General features: G+C 62.2%; 21 protein-coding genes. 12 read left to right on the top strand and 9 right to left on the bottom strand.

Features of this window, described 5'->3' with window-relative positions; genetic code table 11:
- Positions 1 to 2: 2 nt before the first annotated feature.
- Positions 3 to 521 (bottom strand): GNAT family N-acetyltransferase, encoded by a 519-nt coding sequence (locus LG281_RS13800; RefSeq protein WP_404401644.1) that lies wholly within the window; start codon positions 519 to 521, stop codon positions 3 to 5.
- A 51-nt stretch (positions 522 to 572) separates the two neighbouring features.
- Positions 573 to 887 (bottom strand): DUF1272 domain-containing protein, encoded by a 315-nt coding sequence (locus LG281_RS13805; RefSeq protein ID WP_404401646.1) that lies wholly within the window; start codon positions 885 to 887, stop codon positions 573 to 575.
- 185 nt (positions 888 to 1,072) lie between these two features.
- On the opposite strand from LG281_RS13805, the gene LG281_RS13810 reads away from it, so the two are divergent.
- Together LG281_RS13810 and LG281_RS13815 are read left to right on the top strand one after the other, a co-directional pair.
- Complete coding sequence (locus LG281_RS13810) at positions 1,073 to 1,261, top strand: putative motility protein (RefSeq protein WP_404401648.1); 189 nt, start codon at positions 1,073 to 1,075, stop codon at positions 1,259 to 1,261.
- A 10-nt stretch (positions 1,262 to 1,271) separates the two neighbouring features.
- Positions 1,272 to 1,463: a hypothetical protein gene (locus LG281_RS13815; RefSeq protein WP_404401650.1), complete on the top strand. Its 192-nt coding sequence runs from the start codon at positions 1,272 to 1,274 to the stop codon at positions 1,461 to 1,463.
- Here LG281_RS13815 and LG281_RS13820 read toward each other — a convergent pair.
- A complete protein-coding gene (locus LG281_RS13820) occupies positions 1,460 to 2,107 on the bottom strand; it encodes a TlpA family protein disulfide reductase (protein ID WP_404401652.1) in 648 nt (215 codons plus the stop codon). The two genes, LG281_RS13815 and LG281_RS13820, sit on opposite strands and share 4 nt — an antisense overlap.
- 36 nt (positions 2,108 to 2,143) lie before the next feature.
- Here LG281_RS13820 and argH point away from each other — a divergent pair, with 36 nt between their 5' ends.
- The 4 genes from argH (at position 2,144) to LG281_RS13840 (ending at position 6,771) form a co-directional block, all read left to right on the top strand.
- Entirely contained in the window at positions 2,144 to 3,532 is a 1,389-nt protein-coding gene (gene argH, locus LG281_RS13825; RefSeq protein WP_404401654.1) for an argininosuccinate lyase, read from the top strand.
- Positions 3,533 to 3,703: 171 nt separating this feature from the next.
- Complete coding sequence (gene lysA / locus LG281_RS13830; protein WP_404406755.1) at positions 3,704 to 4,942, top strand: diaminopimelate decarboxylase; 1,239 nt, start codon at positions 3,704 to 3,706, stop codon at positions 4,940 to 4,942.
- A 63-nt stretch (positions 4,943 to 5,005) separates the two neighbouring features.
- Positions 5,006 to 6,301, top strand: a complete 1,296-nt coding sequence (locus tag LG281_RS13835; RefSeq protein ID WP_404401656.1) for an SDR family oxidoreductase — start codon at positions 5,006 to 5,008, stop codon at positions 6,299 to 6,301.
- Positions 6,301 to 6,771 carry a DUF2269 family protein gene (locus LG281_RS13840; RefSeq protein WP_404401658.1) on the top strand — a complete coding sequence of 157 codons (471 nt, stop codon included), beginning with the start codon at positions 6,301 to 6,303 and terminating at the stop codon, positions 6,769 to 6,771. The genes LG281_RS13835 and LG281_RS13840 overlap by 1 nt, the downstream gene beginning before the upstream one ends.
- On the opposite strand, the gene LG281_RS13845 is transcribed toward LG281_RS13840, so the two are convergent.
- Positions 6,768 to 7,172, bottom strand: coding sequence for a response regulator (locus LG281_RS13845; RefSeq protein WP_404401660.1), 405 nt, complete (start codon positions 7,170 to 7,172; stop codon positions 6,768 to 6,770). The genes LG281_RS13840 and LG281_RS13845 overlap by 4 nt on opposite strands.
- A 54-nt stretch (positions 7,173 to 7,226) precedes the next feature.
- Positions 7,227 to 8,075: a zinc-ribbon domain-containing protein gene (locus LG281_RS13850; protein ID WP_404401662.1), complete on the bottom strand. Its 849-nt coding sequence runs from the start codon at positions 8,073 to 8,075 to the stop codon at positions 7,227 to 7,229.
- A 146-nt stretch (positions 8,076 to 8,221) separates the two neighbouring features.
- On the opposite strand from LG281_RS13850, the gene ftsE reads away from it, so the two are divergent.
- The 4 genes from ftsE (at position 8,222) to LG281_RS13870 (ending at position 11,253) form a co-directional block, all read left to right on the top strand.
- Positions 8,222 to 8,881 (top strand): cell division ATP-binding protein FtsE, encoded by a 660-nt coding sequence (ftsE, locus tag LG281_RS13855; RefSeq protein WP_404401664.1) that lies wholly within the window; start codon positions 8,222 to 8,224, stop codon positions 8,879 to 8,881.
- The gene (locus LG281_RS13860) at positions 8,874 to 9,797 is read left to right on the top strand and encodes a cell division protein FtsX (protein ID WP_404401666.1); all 924 of its coding nucleotides are present in this window, start codon (positions 8,874 to 8,876) and stop codon (positions 9,795 to 9,797) included. The genes ftsE and LG281_RS13860 overlap by 8 nt, the downstream gene beginning before the upstream one ends.
- Positions 9,798 to 9,873: 76 nt before the next feature.
- Positions 9,874 to 10,686, top strand: a complete 813-nt coding sequence (locus LG281_RS13865; protein ID WP_404401668.1) for a lysophospholipid acyltransferase family protein — start codon at positions 9,874 to 9,876, stop codon at positions 10,684 to 10,686.
- A gap of 219 nt (positions 10,687 to 10,905) precedes the next feature.
- On the top strand, positions 10,906 to 11,253 hold the full coding sequence (locus LG281_RS13870) for a hypothetical protein (RefSeq protein WP_404401670.1): 348 nt from the start codon (positions 10,906 to 10,908) through the stop codon (positions 11,251 to 11,253).
- 545 nt (positions 11,254 to 11,798) lie between these two features.
- Here LG281_RS13870 and LG281_RS13875 read toward each other — a convergent pair.
- A complete protein-coding gene (locus LG281_RS13875; RefSeq protein WP_404401672.1) occupies positions 11,799 to 12,344 on the bottom strand; it encodes a gamma-glutamylcyclotransferase in 546 nt (181 codons plus the stop codon).
- 230 nt (positions 12,345 to 12,574) lie between these two features.
- Between LG281_RS13875 and LG281_RS13880 the strand changes: the two genes are divergently transcribed.
- Positions 12,575 to 13,540: a DUF2125 domain-containing protein gene (locus LG281_RS13880; protein WP_404401674.1), complete on the top strand. Its 966-nt coding sequence runs from the start codon at positions 12,575 to 12,577 to the stop codon at positions 13,538 to 13,540.
- A 22-nt stretch (positions 13,541 to 13,562) separates the two neighbouring features.
- On the opposite strand, the gene LG281_RS13885 is transcribed toward LG281_RS13880, so the two are convergent.
- From LG281_RS13885 to LG281_RS13895, 3 genes are all read right to left on the bottom strand, one after another.
- Positions 13,563 to 14,489, bottom strand: coding sequence for a prephenate/arogenate dehydrogenase family protein (locus LG281_RS13885; protein WP_404401676.1), 927 nt, complete (start codon positions 14,487 to 14,489; stop codon positions 13,563 to 13,565).
- A gap of 260 nt (positions 14,490 to 14,749) precedes the next feature.
- Positions 14,750 to 15,838 (bottom strand): histidinol-phosphate transaminase, encoded by a 1,089-nt coding sequence (gene hisC / locus LG281_RS13890; protein ID WP_404401678.1) that lies wholly within the window; start codon positions 15,836 to 15,838, stop codon positions 14,750 to 14,752.
- A 71-nt stretch (positions 15,839 to 15,909) separates the two neighbouring features.
- Positions 15,910 to 16,641, bottom strand: coding sequence for a methyltransferase domain-containing protein (locus LG281_RS13895; RefSeq protein WP_404401680.1), 732 nt, complete (start codon positions 16,639 to 16,641; stop codon positions 15,910 to 15,912).
- Positions 16,642 to 16,770: 129 nt separating this feature from the next.
- On the opposite strand from LG281_RS13895, the gene gloB reads away from it, so the two are divergent.
- Positions 16,771 to 17,538: a hydroxyacylglutathione hydrolase gene (gloB, locus tag LG281_RS13900; RefSeq protein ID WP_404401682.1), complete on the top strand. Its 768-nt coding sequence runs from the start codon at positions 16,771 to 16,773 to the stop codon at positions 17,536 to 17,538.
- Positions 17,539 to 17,671: the final 133 nt, after the last annotated feature.

Raw genomic sequence — 17,671 nt, forward strand, 5'->3', positions numbered from 1 at the left:
ACTCAGCCTGTGATCGCGGCGGGCAGCCTCTTCTGATACATCGTGTGGTCACGGCTGATGCCGAGCGATACGAATCCCAGATCCAGGTAGTATCTGTTCAGCCGTTCATTGCCTGCAACGCAGTCCAGCCGGAGAAAGGTATCGCCGTTCATTCGGCACTCATCCTCGATCCAGGCGATGAGCTGCGCGCCGATGCCGCTGGCCTTTCCGTTTCGAACGGCGGTGAGCCTGTGTAGATAGATCGCATCGTCGGAACGCTCGCCCCAGATATGGCTGTCCCATTCGCTTTGTGCATCGTAGAGCGTAAACGTCCCCACGACATCGCTGTCTCGTCGCGCAAGCCAGGTCTTGCCGTGCCGGATCGCTTGGCGGATTTCCTCGTCCTCGCCACCTTCGCGCAGGAAGCGCCATTGGTCGATCTTCCTTGAGTGAAGCCAGTCTGCCGCGTTCTTGAGCAGCGTCGCCACCAACGGGAACTCATGGAGACGCGCAGGGGCAATCGAGAGGTTGTTTTCAGTCATACTGCGCTTCATCGCAGGGTTCGCTCATATACGGGATTGGGGACAGGTCAGCTACCGCTCCACCGGCGGAACATCTCTCAAAATTGCGCTCAGTTCGTCCACCTGGTCACGCGTCCATCTGGATTGTTTGCGCTCCTTGCCGGCCGGATGATGTTTCAGTCCGAGCTTCAGGTGTTCCCGGTAAGCCTTCCGGGGACGAATAGGCCGGGGCGATAGTCCGCCGCCACACGTTGGACATACGTTATGCAACACAGTCTCCACGCAATCGGCGCAATAGGTGCACTCATAGCTGCATATCCGTGCCTCCGTAGAATCCGGTGGGAGATCTCTACCGCACCATTCGCAATTCGGCCGCAGTTCCAGCACTCATCTCTCCATAGCAATTGATCTGCCGTTTGGTAGCGCAGATGATGCAATCCGGCAAAGGGATCAAACACGTAATTGACTGCGTTGGCAGCGCTTTTCAGCGGCGGTTAATCTTTTCGTAAAGGTTTGTTTAGGCGCGGCCTCTATGCTTGGCATACCGCAGAATGCGAGGAGGATCCGCCAGAATGAGCGATGTTACCGCGACCGCGGTTGCGTTAAATCAGGCGCAGACCAAGCATACCGCACAGGTTCTCATGCTCAAAAAGGAGCATGAAATGCAGCAATCGATGATCGACATGCTCGCGCAATCGGTCGAGGCCACCAAGCCGCCGGCTCCTTCGGGGCAGGGTAGAGTGGTCGACAAATCGGCGTGAGGGCGCTGCGATGATCGTTCCGCAGGCGGCTCCGGTTATTCTTCACCGCATGGCTCTTATAGAGGCCAGGGAGCTCTCGACGACGGGGGCGCTGGTTGCGAAATTCCGCGGCGACGCGTTCAATCGCGCGGCGATCGAGCGGCTTAATGCGGTTGATGCGCCGAAGGCCGAGGGGCCGGCCGGGGTGGACAAGACGGCCTAAATCTCCAGCAGCGTTTCGATCACACGCCTGCCGTCCTCGCTGTCCCAATGTGCAGGGCCTTGCAATACGGCCATCTCGCAGCCCTCGTCATCGAGCAGAATCGTCGCGGGCAGGCCGAGTGTCACCGCTTCGTTCCGCAGCCGCTCGAAGACCTTGTACGAAGGATCGGCATAGAGCGCGAGGTGGTCCGCGCCGATCTCATCGAGGAAATCCTGAGCGGCAGTAGGGCCATCTTCGCCCAAATCGAGGCTGATGGCGACGACTTCGAAGTCCTCGCCGCCATATTCGGCCTGGATCGTGTCGAGGTCCGGCATTTCCTCGCGGCAAGGGGCGCACCACGTGGCCCAGAAATTGACCAGGAGCTTTTTGCCCGCAAGATCGGCGATGGTCAGCGCGTTGCCGTCGGCGTCGATGAAGGCGAGGTTGGAGAAATTCCGCCATTCGGTCGACGGCAGGAGCCCCGCGAGTTCGCCGGTCGCTGCCTCGTCGATCGCCTGCGCGGCTTCGGCGCGCGCGGGGCAGGCCGCCGCGATACCCGTGCCGCCATTGCTAACCCATACTGCGACCGCTATAGCTACCGCCGCACCGAAAAGCCCCGTGCCCGCAAGAATCGTGCGGCGTTTGTTTTTGGGTGTGTCGTTCATGGTCATCCATTTTTAAACACGAAGCTAGAGGCGCCGATGAGCAATCGCATGTGGGGAGGACGATTCGCGTCCGGTCCCGACGCCATCATGGAAGAGATCAACGCATCGATCGGCTTCGACAAGCGCCTCTACCAGCAGGACATCGCCGGGTCGATCGCGCATGCGAACATGCTCGGTGCGGTCGGCATTCTGAGCGCGGAAGATAAAGACGCGATCGTCTCCGGTCTAGAGACTGTCCGCGACGAGATCGCGCAGGGCAAGTTCACCTTTTCGCGAGCGCTCGAGGACATTCACATGAATGTCGAAAGCCGGTTGAAGGACCTGATCGGGGATGCGGCGGGGCGGCTCCACACCGCGCGCTCGCGCAACGATCAGGTGGCGACCGATTTCAAGCTCTATGTCCGCGAGTGCGTGGACATGCTCACCGCGCAGATCGAGACGCTGCAGCGGGTGCTTCTGGACAAGGCCGAGGCGCATGCCGGGAGCGTGATGCCGGGGTTCACGCATTTGCAAAGCGCGCAGCCGGTGACGTTCGGGCACCATATGCTTGCCTACGTCGAAATGCTGGCGCGCGATGCGGGGCGTTTCCGCGATGCGCGGGCGCGGCTCAATGAAAGCCCGTTGGGGTCGGCGGCGCTTGCGGGCACGTCGTTTCCCATCGACCGGGAGATGACGGCGCAGGCGCTCGGGTTCGACCGGCCGACGGCCAATTCGCTCGATGCGGTGTCGGACCGTGACTTCGTGCTCGAAACGCTCTCGGCGGCCTCGATTTGCGCCATGCATCTGTCGCGGTTCGCGGAGGAATTGGTCATCTGGTCCTCGGCCCAGTTCGGCTTCGTGACCCTTTCGGACAAGTTTTCGACCGGCTCCTCGATCATGCCTCAAAAGCGCAATCCGGATGCCGCCGAACTGATTCGCGCCAAGATCGGTCGGATTTTCGGAGCATTCTCTTCGCTTTTGATGGTGATGAAGGGGCTACCGCTCGCCTATTCGAAGGACATGCAGGAAGACAAGGAAGTCGCCTTCGACGCGCTGGACAATTTCTCGCTTTGCCTTGCGGCGATGACCGGGATGGCGGGCGATCTTTCGGTCAATACCGACAAGATGGCCGCTGCCGCTGGGGCGGGCTTTTCGACCGCGACCGACCTTGCCGACTGGCTCGTGCGGGTCGCCAACGTGCCGTTCCGCGAGGCGCACCATATCACCGGCCGCGCGGTGGCGGCGGCGGAAGCGAAAGGCTGCGGGCTCGACGCGCTCACCATCGAGGATTTCAAAGAGATCGATGAGCGGATCACCTCGCAGGTCTTCAAGGTTCTGTCGGTCGAAAATTCGGTGAAATCGCGCACCAGCTTCGGGGGCACGGCGCCCGAGAACGTGAAGGCGCAGGTTGCGGCGTGGCGCGAGCGGCTTGGGCCGCAGGATTAGAGTGTGTTGGCGCTTCGTTGAATCGCCAACATGCTCTAAGTCTTTGTTTTGTCGCGTTCTCGAACCGGAAAAGTCTGTCAACTTTTCGCTGACGCGGCCCTTCGGGTCCTGAGAACGCTCTAGATTGAAGGCATAATCGTGGTTCATTATTTCGAATATCGCGGCGGCGCGATGAAGGCCGAGGAGGTCGACCTGACGGCGCTGGCCGAGGCGGTCGGCACGCCGTTTTATTGCTATTCGGGGGCAACCTTCCGGCGGCATATCAGGGTCATGCGTGAGGCGTTCGGGGGGCTCGATACACTTCTGGCGTACGCCATGAAGGCCAACTCCAATCAGGCCATGTTGCGGATTGCCGCGCAGGAAGGCGCGGGGGCGGACGTAGTGTCGCTCGGTGAACTCGAACGTGCGCTGGCGGCGGGCATTGCGCCGGAGAAGATCATTTTCTCGGGTGTTGCCAAGACGCGTGCGGAGATGGTCCGGGCGCTCGAAGTGGGGATTTTGTGCTTTAACGTCGAATCCGAGCCCGAACTCGAGCGGCTCAATCAGATCGCCAGTGAATTGGGGCAAGTCGCGCCGGTCTCGGTGCGGATCAATCCCGATGTCGACGCCAAGACCCACGCGAAGATTTCGACGGGCAAATCCGAAAACAAGTTCGGTATTCCGTTCGCGCGCGCCGAGGCGGTCTATAGCCGCATTGCCGAATGCCCCAATCTTCGGGCAGTCGGTGTCGACATGCACATCGGCAGCCAAATCACCGATCTCGAGCCCTTCGACAACGCGTTTGCAGTTTTGGCCGAACTGGTCGGAACCCTACGCGCCGCCGGGCATGGAATCGAACACGTCGATGTCGGCGGCGGGCTGGGTATCCCGTACCGCAAGAACGCGCCGGCGCCGCCGGATCCGCTCGCTTACGCGGAAATTGTCAAGCAGCGCGTATCTGAGCTCGATTGCCGGCTTATCATCGAACCGGGGCGGTTGATCGCGGGGAACGCGGGCATCCTCGTCACGCGCGTGGAATACGTCAAATACGGACCGGAGAAGAATTTCATCATCGTCGATGCGGGCATGAACGACCTCATCCGTCCCACGCTCTACGAGGCGCATCACGACGTTCTGCCCGTGGCCGTGCCCGAGGACGAGGACAAGGCCATGCGGGCGGACATCGTCGGGCCGGTCTGCGAGACGGGCGACTATCTCGCGCTCGACCGGGTGATGCCGCCTCTGGCCGAGGGCGACCTTCTGGCCGTAATGACCGCGGGTGCCTATGGTGCGGTGATGAGCAGCACCTACAACACGCGCCCGCTGATCGCCGAGGTGCTCGTTGAGGGCGACCGCTACCACGTCATCCGCTCGCGCCAGACGCTCGAAGAGCTGATCGGGGCGGATAGCGTGCCGGAGTGGTTGGTCTAAAGGCCATTGGCCGCGCGACATCGGCTGTCGGTGGCATTGAGTTCGCGGGGGAAGGAAACGCGCTTGAAAAAGGCCGTTGTGCTCGGGGGTTACGGTTTCATCGGTCAGGCGTGTATGCGGGCGTTGCGCGCGGCCGGATACGAGGTGACCGGCGTTGGCCGGTCGCGCGCGGCCGCCGCGCAATGCACCCTCGACGTTTCCTGGGTCTTCGCCGACATTGCAACCGCAACGGTTGACGACTGGAAGCAGATATTTCGGGGTGCTTCCGTCGTCGTGAATGCGTCCGGCGTGCTTCAGGATGGATCGAAGGACAGCTTGTCCGTGATCCATGACGTGGCGGTCGGCAATATGCTCGATGCTCTGGCCGGGTCGGATGTCCGGTTCATTCAGATATCGGCAGCGGGTGCCGGCGCCGGTGCTGCAACCGAATTCTTTCGCTCCAAGGCTAGAGGCGATGCGCGCGTGCAGCGGTCCGAGATCGACTGGATCGTTCTCCGTCCGGTTCTGGTGTTCGGGGCGCAAGCCTATGGCGGTACGGCGCTTCTCCGCGCTGCTGCTGCCATGCCGATGGTCGAACCGGTCGTTTTCGAAAATGCACCGATGCAGGCGATCCATGTCGACGATCTGGCTGCGGCGGTGGTTACCGCAGCAAGTGGAGCGCTCGGAACGCAGTTCGTGGCCGATCTTGCCGAGCGTGACTCCCGTGCCTTTCGTGAGGTGGTGCGGACAGTCAGGGCCTGGCTCGGATATCCGGAATGGCGCTACGCGATCCCGATCCCGCGTGGCCTGGTCGGTCTGGCCGGACGGGTTGCGGATGGACTGGGTTGGCTCGGTTGGCGGTCGGCGCTGAGAACGACGTCGCTGAAGTCCCTTGAAACCGGAATCGTTGGTAATCCGGGCGAATGGATTGAACGGGGCGGTTCTCCGTTTCCTGCGTTCGACGATACACTGCGCGCGATACCGGCCACCAACCAGGAACGCGTTTTTGCGCGTGCGCAATTGATCCTGCCGATCATGATCGCGGTATTGTCCATATTCTGGGTTCTCTCCGGCGCGATCGGCCTTTGGGCGTATGACAGGGCCGTGGCCGTTCTTACCGGTAGCGGAGTTTCGCAGGCGTTGTCCGGTACTGTCGTTTCTGTCGGTGCATTGATCGACATCGCGCTTGGTGTGGCGGTTCTCAAGCGTTCCTGGAGCCGTTATGCGGCGGTCGGGATGGTCCTGGTTTCAGTGGCCTATCTGCTTGGGGCAACGCTGTTCGCGCCCGGGCTGTGGGCCGATCCTCTGGGGCCTTTGCTCAAAGTGCTGCCGTCCATAGTTCTGGCGCTCACCGTCGCCATGCTTATCGAGGTGCGCTAGTGGTTTACGAATTCCTCCGCTTCGCGCATGTCGTCGGCGCCTGCGTCCTGCTTGGAACCGGGGCGGGCATTGCGTTCTTCATGGTGGTCTCGAACCGTAGTCAGGATCCGGCGCTAATTGCGCATACAGCGGGGATCGTGGTTCTGGCGGACACCGTGTTCACGGCCACCGCAGCGCTTTTCCAACCCGTCACGGGGTGGTTGTTGACGCGGGAGCTCGGCTATCCGCTCCTTGAGGGATGGATATTGGCTTCGCTTGGGCTTTACGTGTTCGTCGGCGTGTTCTGGCTGCCGGTTGTCTGGATTCAGCTTCGAATGCGGGACATCGCGATTGACGCGCGGGATCGCAACGCGCCGTTGCCGCTCGCCTATCACAGGCTCTATCGCATCTGGTTTGCTTGCGGATTTCCCGCCTTTGCGGCGGTGCTCGTCATCATCTGGCTGATGCTGACGAAGCCCAATCTGTTTTAAAGCGCCGACCGCGCCAGAGGAATGATTTCGGCCGGGCGCCCGGCGAGCGCGTCATCGACCTTGGAGATGAGCTGGGCGAGCGAAAAGGGCTTGTTGACGACGTCATAGATGAGCGCGTCAAGCCCATGAGCGCGTTCGCGCTGGTCGGCGAAACCGGTCATCAGCATGATGGTCAGATCAGGGTATTGGGCGCCAACCGAAAGGGCGAGCGCGATGCCGTCCATGACGGGCATCTTGATGTCCGAGAGCAGGAGGTCGAATTCGCCCTTGTGCTCGTCGGCCAGTTCCGCTGCGAGACCTCCGTCTTCGGCCTCGAATACTGTGTGGCCGTGCATTTCGAGCGCGCGTACGACGAACGCACGTACATTGTCGTCATCTTCGGCAACCAAGATCCGGGCCATCGTCCCTAACGCCTTTGCTTCTTTCGTTTTCGCGCTGCGTCAGCGCGTTTTTCTCTATCCCGCCGCGTCGGCACGGCCCTGACCTTCCACAAAGGAGAGACGGACCGTCTTGATCCCTTCAGGAGGCGCGGTCAGTTGCGTGTCGATCGGTAGAACGTCACCGGGCAAGATATTGCGCATTTGCGGGGTGACGCCCCATTCGTAGACCACTTCCCCGTCCTCACCGATAAGGCTGACCAGCACCGGCGGAACGAAGGTTACGCGATTCGTGGTGTTCGTTATCTTAGCGGATACGATTAACACGCTGTTTCCATCGCGGGTGGTTCGCAAAGTGTTAATGGATCCGAACTCGAGCCCGATCACATTGGTTCCAAGTCCGAAAGCGGCGTAGAGACTGTTGAGATCGGGAAAGGCACGGACGATTTCCGTGCGCTGGGTAATCACAAATACGCCCAGGAGAACCACCAGCACTGCGAGCGTTATACGCGCGGCACGCCGGATACGGGCGATGGGCAGGGCACGGGTCATGTCGTGCTTGCGCTTGGCGAGCGCGAGCTTGCGTTTGAGCGCCTGATCGGCGCACTGAGCGGCGGGCGGCGCGTCCTCTCCGGGAATGACGCTTTTGCCCAGAACCGGGCCGTCGGTGGCGTTGCCTTGGATTTCGAACGCCTTGTCGGCGAGCGCTTCATCTGCCTCTGAGAAGCGGTTGTCCTGATCCGCGCGGAAGATCAGTTCGTCGTCATCGTGGTCGGGGTCGATTGCGGACCTTTTCGGCGCGGGAAAGCTCGGCGTCGCGGCCCAGGTGGTCTCGCAGCTGGCGCATTTGACCTGACGTCCCAAAGCCCCCAGCGCATCGGGCGCGAGGCGGTAGCGCGTATGGCAATTTGGGCATGTGATGATCACGCGTCTTGCGCCGGCTGCTGGTTTCAGGCAATGGCGCGAGACTATCGGGGATAGGGTTAAAACTCTTGAAACACCGCCCCAATCCCGCCATGGGAACGGGATGATTGCTAGTATGGCGAAATGCAAGTGATTCGGAGAGTGGCGGTTTGATCGCGTTCGAAAATGTCGGGCTGCGCTACGGGCATGGGCCGGAGATCCTGAAGGACCTGACTTTCAAGATTTCACCGGGCTCGTTCCACTTCCTCACCGGGCCGTCGGGGTCGGGTAAGACGTCGCTGTTGCGGCTATTGCTCCTGTCGCTCAAGCCTTCTCGCGGAACAGTCTCGATGTTCGGCGAGGACGTCATGCGGCTCGACCGCGACCGGCTGTTGCAGATGCGGCGGCATATCGGGATCGTCTTCCAGGAATTCCGCCTGCTCGAGCACATGACGACGTTCGAGAACGTCGCGCTGCCTTTGCGCGTGCGCGGGCAGAACGAGGCGAGCTATCGTGCCAATGTCGAGGAATTGCTCGATTGGGTGGGGCTCGGGGACCGGATGGACGCGCACCCAGAGGTGCTTTCGGGCGGGGAAAAACAGCGCGCGGCCATCGCGCGGGCCGTGATCGGCAAGCCGGACATCCTTCTGGCGGACGAGCCGACGGGGAATGTGGATCCCGAACTGTCCGAGCGGCTGCTGCATCTTTTCGCCGAACTCAACAAGATGGGGACGACGGTGATCCTGGCCACGCATGAAGTGGGCCTTCTCGAAAAGTTCGATCACCCGCGCATGCTCCTCAATGACGGGGAGCTGACGATCCATGAGTGAGGGCGGGCTGAGACTCAATTGGCCGCGGCAGAACCCGATCGTTCCTGCCGGATCGGTGGCGGGGCGCACGCTGATGCTGCTGATCGGCATCATGACGTTTCTCTCCTGCGTCACCTTCGGGGGCGTGCTGCTCGTGCAGAAATCGGCGCTCGGGTGGTCGGCGGATGTGGGGCGGGAGCTGACGATCCAGATCCGCCCGCTCGACGGGGAGGTGCTCGATTCCAACGTCCGGCTGGCGATCTCGCTGGCCGAGGCCATTCCGGGGGTGGACAGCGCGCGGGCGCTCACGCTCGAGGAAAGCCAGGCGCTGCTTGAGCCGTGGCTGGGCGAGGGGATCGACCTCACCGACCTTGCGATTCCGCGGCTCGTCGTGGTGCGGTTGTCCGATCCTGCGGCGGTCGATGTCGGGCGGCTCGAAAGCGAGATCGCGGGGATTTCGGGGGCAAGCGTCGAGACGCACGCGGCGTGGCGTATTCAGCTCAACACCATGGCGGGAACCATCGTCGTTTCGGGCGTTCTGAGCCTGGGGCTTATTCTGCTCGCGACCGCGCTGGCGATCGTTTTTGCCACGCGCGGGACCATGGCGACCAATCGCGAGATCGTCGACGTGCTGCATTTCATCGGCGCGTCGAACCGGTTCATCGCCGGCGAGTTCCAGGGGCGGTTCCTCCTGATCGGGCTCAAGGGCGGCGTGGTTGGCGGGCTGGCGGCGATCGTCTTTTTCATCGTCGTGAGCGCCGCTATGAGTGCTGTGATGCCCGAGACGTCGTCGCAGCAATTGGGCGTACTCTTCGGGCAGTTTGCGCTGGGGATCAGCGGGCTTTTGGGGATTGTCGGCGTGGTGCTGGTGATTGCCGGGCTTACCGCTATTACCTCGCGCTTGACGGTACGGCGCTATCTGTCGCAAATCGCTTGAGAGAACCGCTCGGGCCCGGCCCAGGCGGGTTTTCGGTTGGGCTCTTACAGGACAAAGTCGGCGGAGAGGCCGGGACATGATCGTACAGGCCATTCGCTCGACGCTGTTCTATGTCGTCTTTTTTCTCCACACGATCCCGCTCGCGATCATTGTGGGGCTGATGGCGAAGCTGACGCCCGGCCTCAAGGCGCAGGGCTGGGCCATCGGGCAGTACTGGAACAATGCGAATCTCTTTTTCCTTCGCTGGATCGTGGGGATCCGGACTGAGGTGACCGGGGGTGAGAATATCCCCGAGGGCGGCTGTATCATCGCCTCCAAGCACCAATCGGATTGGGATATCTTCGCCATCCTGCCCCATACGGGACACCCTGCCTTCATCGCCAAGAAGGAGCTTCTGGATATCCCTCTGTTCGGCTGGGCGGCCAAATGGATCGATACCATCCCCGTCGACCGCAAGAAGGGCAAGGATGCGCTCCCCGACATGATGGCCAGCGCCGCGGAGCGCCTGGAACGCGGTTGCCGCGTGATCATCTTTCCCGAAGGGACGCGCCGCCCGCCGCTGGCCGAGCCGGCTTACCGCTCGGGCGTCGCCAAGATGTATGAGGCGCTCGGCGTGCCGGTGGTGCCCGTCGCGCTGACATCTGGGCTCTATTGGGGGCGCAACAACCTCGTTCTGTGGCCGGGCAAGGCGCGGGCCCACATCCTGCCGGCGATCGAACCGGGGCTTCCCGCGGCGGAATTCCAGAAGCGATTGATCGAAACGATCGAGGCAGAGACAGACCGGATGATCCTCGAAGATGTACGCAAAGGCATCGCGCGGCCGATCTCGCCGCGCCTCAGGAACCGGATTTCCGAACTCGAGGCGAAGATCGGCGACCATCTTGCCTGATGCTATCCTTGGTAGTTACCCTAATTAAAACCACAATATGTTGACAAAAGCAGATGCGTCCGCTTTTCTGCTCGCGCAGACGCGTTGACTTTTAAATGCATTTGTTCTAATTTTGTTCTTTCAGCCGGGTTGGTTGAGAATGTGTGTGAGTGAAGGCTCGGCCAGTGGACGCGAAGGTTCTGGCCGGCGCGGTTTGGACAAGGCCGTGTGAGGGTGGCCATGATCAATAGGCATGACAACATAGCGAATATGAAGGGCGCCGAGGCGCGGGTGGTGTTGTGGACCGGCCGGTCCGGGCGCCGCTATACGATGACGCGCGAAGCCGAGGATGCCGTGGCGATGGCACCGGCCAAGATCTACCTGCTTTCGGTTGGCGATGTTATTCGCTGGGCGGGAACTGCTGGCGACCTCATCGACGACCATGCCAGCCGGGCGCGGTTCCGCAGCGCTACGGCGCGGGGCGGCGAGATGCTCTCCATGCCCGCGCCCGAGGATGAACTTGCCCGCATGACGCTTGTCTGGGATCTCGAGGGCATGCCGCATTATCCGGGGCGTAACGCCGCTTAGTGCCTCCGCGCTGTGATTTTGGCAAGTTGCGTTGCCTCTCCCCCGCTCCGTCACCGTCGCGCTCGACACGAGGGCCCGCTGCGCAGGCAGGGGGGATGAGTCGGTGCGGGAGGCCTATGTTCAAAGGAAACGACTCCTTCACCACCTGACGCAAAGGCTGCGGGTCCTCGCGTCGAGCGCGAGGATGACGGAGAGGGGCCAGCAGCACCGCGCAACCTAGGCACTGCTTCACGCGAATGCCCCGCAACAGTGTGTGGGGAGGCGCGCCAGCCCAATACCATTAGTGGGGGAGCACAGTGATTATGACGGGTTGGCGCCGTATCTGCCCTCCCACCGCCGTCATCCTCGCGCTTGACGCGAGGACCCGCAACGCTGCCGCGTGCGGAGCAGAAGCCGGGCGCACCACGCAAGCTCAAAGCGCCCAACCCCTGCTCGGGTGGCTTCGAGCCTGCGGGGTTTCGCGTCAAGCGCGAGGATGACGGCGGAGTGGAGGCGAGGTCGTGCAATCCGTCAAACTCTCTGTGCAGAGGGACTAGGCAGAATCACTACCCCGCCTTGCGCTCGGCTTGCAGCATGGTGCTCAATTCAAGCACGGGCCGATCCAGAATCCCCATACGCGTCAGGTGTTCGGCGGTGTTGATCACGTAGTCGCGGTTGGCGCCGGACAGGCCGTTTGCGCTGCGGACCAGTGCGAGTTGCTCGGCGAGGCTCAGCCGACCGGCATATTGCTCATGGGTGGGGTCGACGAGATAGACCAGAGCGGTCACCGTCTCCCCGCTCGCGAGACGAATCGGGCGCAGCGTTTCGCGATAGACCTCGGTCACCTGTTCGCGTTCGCGCAGATAGGCGTGTACCTCGGCCCAGTTCTCCCGCGCAACCTTATAGGCCATGCCCACGCACGAGCCGCCGCGCTCGAGTCCGAACACGAGGCCGGGATTGTCGAGCGTGCCGCGGTGGTGGTGGGAAATGACGCAGAGCCTGCGATGCGCGCCGCGCAGCAAGGCTTTATCTGAGGTTTCGAACGGGAACCCCGGACGCCAGATCAGCGATCCGTAGCCGAAGACCCAAGGCGTAGCGCTGTCGGTGCTCATTTGTCTCCTTATGGCGGCAAAATCCAGGCCCGTCAAAGCACCTTGCCGCGACTGGTGACGTTGCACGGTGGTTTCAACAGGTTCGCCCATCAATCGTCGCCCACCGAGATGCCAACCTCCCGGCAAACCAGTGCTTTTAAAGTGGGAGTGGCCTGTCAAAATTCTGGTGCAGGACCATCGGCGGCAATTTGCCGGATGACGGCCTCAATTGGGCGCGATAAGAGAGGTCCATGAAGCGCTTTATCGTTCTGCTCGTTGCTATTCTCGCTGTCGTCGGGCTTTGGACCGGTGGTTGGTTCTATATTGCCGGTCAGGTCCGCGCCAATATCGCGGCCTATGCGGAGGCCGACGGGGTCACCATGCCGCGTCTCACCTGCGCACGGCTGGAGGTCGGCGGATTCCCGTTCAAGTTCAGCCCCCATTGCACGGAAGCGGAAATCGTCTCGGGCGACTATACGATCCGGCTGGCCGATCTGGCGGCAACCGCGCTCTTTTACAGGCCCAGCCATATGCAGATTTTCGCCAATGGGCCGGCATTGATCGTCGATGCTTTTACCGGCTCCGAGCAGGAGGTGCGCTGGTCGAATTTGCGGGCCAGCCTGCGGCTTGAAGGTGGAGAGATCGAACGGCTATCGATCGTTGGTGATGACCTTGTTTACGCCGACGCACTCTTCGGCGATGTGACCTATGCCGATGCGGGGCACGCGGAGTTCCATGTGCTCGATGCGGCGGTCGAAACGCAAGCGGACATGCTGGGCAATGTCATAGACGTCTATTTTTCGTTCGAAGACGGCAATTCGGCACCGCTCGAAATCGCTGGCGCCACCGGCGATATCGACGCACGGCTCTCGGGCATGCCGCCCATGGCGCTTTGGGGGCATCCGGATTTCATGCGCATCTGGGCCGGTAATGGCGGCGTGGCGACGCTGCGGGACCTTTCGCTCGAAGCCGACGGCATGACGATCGACGCTACGGGCGAAGGCAGTGTCAGCGAGACCGGGCAGATCGATGCCAGCCTGGACCTGGCATCCGAAGGCGTCATCGACCGGATCGACATGCTTCAGAACGATCCGCGCGCACCGCTTTTAACCGGTACGCCCGACGCGGAGGGCGTCTACCGGCAGAGCATTTCAGTGCGCGGGGGCACGGTGTTTGTGGGGCTCATCCCGGTGATGGGGCTGGCGCCGGTGTTCTGAACGCGCCGTCACAGCCGCGCGCCTATTCCCCCGGCTTGCCCGTCCCATGCACACGTCCGAAATCGGGTGCGTCGGTTTCCTGGCCGGCTTCGATAATCGAGCGGCGGATAGCGCGGGTGCGGGTGAAGAGGGCTTCGAGGGCCTCGCCATCGCCCATGCGGACCGCGCGCTGGAGGACGCTCAGGTCTTCGAGGAAGCGGCCAAGCATTTCGAGCACCGCGTCGCGATTGGTGAGGAAGACGTCGCGCCACATGATTGGGTCGGAAGCGGCGATGCGGGTGAAATCGCGGAAGCCCGAGGCGGAGAATTTAATCACTTCGGACTTGGTGTGCTGCTCGAGATCGTCCACCGTGCCCACGATATTGTAGGCGACAAGGTGCGGGACGTGGCTCGTTATGGCGAGCACCAGATCGTGGTGCTCGGCACTCATCGTCTCAACGCTCGAACCCAGCCCTTGCCAGAATTGCGTCAGCGTTTCAATGGCTTGCCTTTCGGTGCCGTCCTCGGGGGTGAGGACACACCAGCGGCCCTCGAAAAGGTCGGAGAAACCGGCGGCAGGACCGGAATGTTCGGTGCCGGCCAGCGGGTGGCCGGGGACCAGATGGACGCCCCGGGGCATGTGCGGCCGGATCACGTTGAGGACATGCGCCTTGACCGACCCGACGTCGGAGAGGATGGCGCCGGGTTTGAGATGGGGTGCGATCTGCTTGATCAGTGTTTCATAGGTGCCCACAGGCGAACACAGGATGACCAGATCGGCATCCTCGACTGCCTCGGCGGCGTCCAGGGTATAGATGTCGCCAAGGTCCAGCGCGCGCGCTTCCTCCAGCGTTTCGGGGCGGCGCGTGGCAATGGCGATGGTGCGGACAAGACCCTTCTCTCTTGCGCCGCGCGCAATCGAAGAGCCGATGAGACCGATGCCGATGAGGGCAAGTTTATTAACCTGCATTTTTCAAACTCCTTGTGCCCTGCGCCGGTCCAAAATGGTGAGAGGGCAGGAAGAGAACGCAGTGCGTATTTGGACATACGTGCAAGCGCTCTGACGCCCTCTGTCGCCATTTTGGACCGGCCCGCCAGATCGAATTTTGGCGGCCGCCTCCGGGCACGGAGCGAAAAACCGTATGCCCGATACGCTTTTTCGCTCCGTACCCGTATGCGACGCGCCAAAATCCGACGCAGGACGTAAGGCGTTTGAAAAATGCGGGTTAATCATCTCTCTTCCATGAATTTGCCAAGGCAGTCGGCGACTGCCTCCATCGCCGCGGCGCTGCCGATCGAGATGCGCAGGCCGTTATCGATCCCGTAGCCGCCCATTTCGCGCACGACAAGGCCGTCTTCGAGCAGCGCGGCATTGGCGGCGGTGGCGGTTTCGGCGTCGCTAAACAGCGCGAGGATGAAATTGCCCTGGCTGGGCAGGACGCGGATGCGGTTCGAATTGAGTTTTTTTGTAAGCCAGTCGCGCCAGAGTGCGTTGTGAGCGCATAGCGCCTTGGTGAATTCGGTGTCACGCGCGGCTGCGACGCCCGCAGCCTGCGCGGGAGTCGAGAGATTGAACGGGCCCCGGATGCGGTTGAGGGCATCGACAACGTGCTCGGGGCCGTAGAGCCAGCCGATCCGCAATCCCGCGAGGCCCATTTTGGAAAAAGTGCGAACCATGACGACGTTTTGCGCACGGCCGACCAGTTCGATGCCGACAGTGTAATCCTCGGCTGTGACGTATTCAGCGTAGGCACTGTCGATGACGAGCAGGACGTCGGAGGGCAGGCCAGCCTGCAGGCGTGCGAGCGCGGCGGCATTGAGATAGCTACCGGTCGGGTTATTGGGATTGGCAAGGAAGACGATTTTCGTCCTTTCCGTCACCGCGCCGATCAGCGCGTCGATATCGGCGCAATAGTCCGTCTCGGGCGCGATGACCGGCGCGCCGCCCGCTGCTTGGGTGACGATGGGGTAGACCATGAAGCCGTATTGGCTCATCACCGCCTCGTCGCCATCCCCGATATAGGTTTGGGCCAGAAGGTGCAGCAACTCGTCCGAGCCGGCACCCGCGACGATCCGCTCTGGATCGAGCCCGTGCACTTCGCCCAGCGCCGCGCGCAATTCGCGCGAGGAGCCCTCAGGGTAGATCTCGAGCTTGTCGGCGAAGGTGCGATACGCCGCGATAGCCTTCGGGCTTGCGCCCAGGGGCGACTCGTTGGCCGAAAGCTTGATGCCGGGCTTGGCACCCGGAGCGGCGGCGCGGCCAGGCACATAGGGCGCAATCTTCAGGATGCCCGGCTGGGGCGTTGGCTTGTCGGACATGGTTTGAACTCAAAGGCTTGGATCGGCGCGGACAATATTGGAGCGCGGAGCGCAAGGCAATTGGCACCCGCCTAATAAATCCGCGCGGTTTGCGGGGAGAGGGCTCGTTCGCCGGCGCGCTGTGCGACGCGTTTGCGGCGGGCGATGGCGGGGAATTGTTCCTTGCGCGCCTTGACGCACAGAATGCCCGCGAAGGTCGAGCCGAACAGCCGCCCCGTACGCTCGAAAAGCCGGGCGGATTTGATGACCGGCGCGCGGTTGATTGGAGGCAGGTAGAGGCAGTCGCGCCATTCGAGCGGGGTGAAGGAATGCTCGCGCAGGAGCACGTCGAGCTGGCCGCGCGAATAGGGGCGTCCGAAGCCGAAAGGGTTGTTGTCCCATTGCGCCCACGGGCCGCGCCGGCGGGGCACCGCAATGACCAGTTCGGCGCCCGACGCGCAGATGCGCCAGAGCTCGCGCATCAGCTCTTCGGCGTCGATGACGTGCTCGATGGCGTGGACGGCAATGACGAGGTCGACCGCGGAGTCGGTCAGGGGCATTTCCATGGGGTCGCATAGGACCGTATGCGATGGGCCTTCGCGCGGCCATGCCGACGCGCCCTGGCGCGCGGGCATGAAGGCGAGAACGCGTTCGGCGCCGGCCAGAGCACCCCGAAGATAGGGCGTGGCGAAACCCAGCCCGAGAATGCGCTTGCCAGTGACATCGCCCGCAAGTGCGCTCATCTGTTCCCGGATCAGGTGCCGCGAGAGCCGGCCCAGCGGGGATTTATAGAAGCGGATCAAGCCATCGACATCGGGGGTCATCGCACCGCCTGTTCGGATATTGCTCCGACTATTTGGGCGCATCCGGCGCGAAGGTCAAATTTCCCGCCTCCGCTTGCCAATGCGGAGTGACGTGCCTAGCCTTCGAGATGGAGTATGGGAGGATATGAAATGCCCGCGCAAATCGCCGTTTTCACAGCCCGTTCGGACAATTTCGGGTATCTGGTCCATGACCGCGAAACCGGACGGACGGCGGCTATCGACGCTCCGGAAGAAAAGGCCATTCTCGATGCGCTTGCCGCGCATGGCTGGACGCTGAGCGATATTCTCGTAACGCATCATCACGGCGACCACACAGAGGCCATCGGCCCTCTCAAGGCACGGTTCGGTGCGCGGGTTGTCGGCCCAAGGGGCGAAGCCGACAAGATCGAGGGCCTCGATGAGCTGGTTTCGGGCGGCGATCGGATAAGCGTGGGGGCGCTCTCATTCGAGGTCATCGACGTGCCCGGACATACTTTGGGGCACATTGCCTATCACGCGCCGGAGGAGAAGGCGCTGTTTTCAGGCGATGCGCTGTTTTCGCTCGGGGTGGGACGGATGTTCGAGGGCACGCCGGAGCCGATGTGGGCGGGGCTCAAACGGCTCAAGGCACTCGACCCGCAAACAGCGGTCTATTGCGGGCATGAATATACGCTCGCCAACGCCAAATTCGCGTTGAGCGTCGACCCTTCCAACGAGTCGCTGATCGCGCGGGCCGAGGAAGCGAAGGGCCAGATCGAAAGCGGGTTGCCAACCATCCCCGCGCGGCTGGGCGACGAGATCGCGGCCAATCCGTTCCTGAGGGCGGATACCGAGGCGCTTGCTGGCCGGATGGGGCTTCAGGGCGCAGACCCGGTGGAAGTCTTCGGGGCTTTAAGAAGGGCCAAGGACCAGTTTTGAGGCACGGCCATGACCCCGTGTCCTTCATCCAAATCGGCAGGCTGACGCCTGTCAATTTGGATGAAGCGGGGCACTAGAGAAACTGATGCTGCCAACGCCGCGTTACCCCGCAAAGCTGATCCGTTTTGCAGCG

It is taken from the genome of Pelagibacterium halotolerans (assembly GCF_044811015.1).
Taxonomy (GTDB): domain Bacteria; phylum Pseudomonadota; class Alphaproteobacteria; order Rhizobiales; family Devosiaceae; genus Pelagibacterium; species Pelagibacterium halotolerans_A.